We start from the raw sequence: 1,703 nt of genomic DNA, 5'->3' as shown, positions 1-1,703 counted from the left end.
CAATCGAGTAGGGGGAATTTAATCCCCCTCTCACACCACCGTACATGCCGTTCGGCATACGGCGGTTCAACATAACTTCAAAGTATGGCGTTCCATGTAATAATCATAGCAACTTACAAGCCCCGCCTGTGACAGTTTTTCTTTTGAGATTGCCCTGACTACACATGTTTTGGTCACTATCCATTGGTAGCGGTTGCCGCAGTATGCCGTCACTCTTGCCAGGTCTTTTCCTATTCCCAGCTTCTGCAATCCCCATTGCCGTTTTGACGGTACCTTCCATTCCTTCCAGATGATTACTCTTAGCCTTGTACGCAAATGAGCGTCTATATCATTCATCGCTGTTTTCATTGAGCCTAACGCAAAGTAGTTTATCCACCCTCTGATTACCCTGTTCAGCTTCTGTACCCTTTCCGCAAATGCCATGCTCTGGCTTCTGTTTGTCAGTTTCTTTAACGTTCGTCTGAATTTTGCCACGGTTTCCCCGTGCGGTCTGCATTTCCATTCCTTCGCCTTTGGGTCTTTGTAAAACCCAAAGCCCAGATATTTCAGCTTGCTCGGTCTTGTGATATGCGTCTTTTCCGCATTTACCTTTAGTCCGAGTTTCCTCTCTATCCAGTCTGTAATGGAATACATGACACGTTTGGCACTTGCTTCGCTTCTGACTGCTATCACACAGTCATCCGCATATCTTACGAATCGTAGTCCTCTCTTTTCCAACTCTTTGTCCAGTTCATTCAGCATGATGTTTGACAGCAGCGGTGACAGATTTCCGCCTTGCGGCGTTCCTCTGTCCGTCTTTTCATATCTGCCCTGAATCATGACGCCTGCTTTCAGGTATTTTCGTATCAGCGATTCCGTATCTCCGTCATTTATGATGTTGTGTACGAGGCTCATCAGTTTATCCTGCGGTACATTGTCAAAGAATTTCTCTAAGTCAATGTCCACTATCCACTCATACCCCTCATTTAAGAATACAAGCATTTCCCTGATTGCCATTTCACAACTTCGATTCGGACGGAATCCATAACTGTTCTCTGAAAACAGCGGTTCACACATCAGGCTTATGACCTGCGCTATCCCCTGCTGGATTACTCTGTCCATGACTGTCGGTATTCCGAGTTTCCGTTTACTTCCGTTAGACTTTGGTATCTCTACCCGTCTTACCGGTTGGGGTGCATAACTTCTTTTTCTGATTTGTTCTTTGATACTTTCCCAGTTCTCACGGATATATCCGTCGAGTTTATCAATCTCCATGCCGTCCACGCCTCCTGCGCCTTTGTTGGCACAAACTTTCTTATACGCTTCGTTCATGTTCCTCTTGTCCAGTATCTTTTCCAGCAATTCTGACATACTTTGTGTGCTTCGCTCCTTTCCGCTCCCTGTGATAACTCCTATGTTGCGCGTTTACGGCTCCTATACGTTTCGCCTACATCCACTTGTCGGATATTCACAGGTACATACATTCGTCTGCACGATTACGTTGTTCAGCCCTTTGGCTTATCTCTGGCTTTCAAAGACTGCCTACTATGGCTTCTGCTGACTTCTCACAGTTCGTTGTTACTACGGCTAATGGTGCCGCCTGTGAGACCTCACGGGATAAGTCCGTGTTCTTTCCTCGTCTACCCTCCTGATTTACGCTCATGGGTTACGGCTACCTTTAGGGCTTCGCTGCATTGAGCCAGCTTACCCACCATAAGCGCCTT

At 46.6% G+C, this 1,703-nt stretch carries 1 protein-coding gene; it reads right to left on the bottom strand.

Annotated features, from left to right (window positions below; all coding sequences use genetic code 11):
- Nucleotides 1–66: 66 nt before the first annotated feature.
- A complete protein-coding gene (gene ltrA, locus EV209_RS16185; RefSeq protein ID WP_130436479.1) occupies nt 67–1,350 on the bottom strand; it encodes a group II intron reverse transcriptase/maturase in 1,284 nt (427 codons plus the stop codon).
- Between the last annotated feature and the right edge of the window lie 353 nt (nt 1,351–1,703).

It is taken from the genome of Cuneatibacter caecimuris (assembly GCF_004216775.1).
Classification (GTDB): domain Bacteria; phylum Bacillota; class Clostridia; order Lachnospirales; family Lachnospiraceae; genus Cuneatibacter; species Cuneatibacter caecimuris.
The sequence above is the reverse complement of the archived record's forward strand: the minus strand, read 5'-3'. Positions and strand labels throughout refer to the sequence as shown.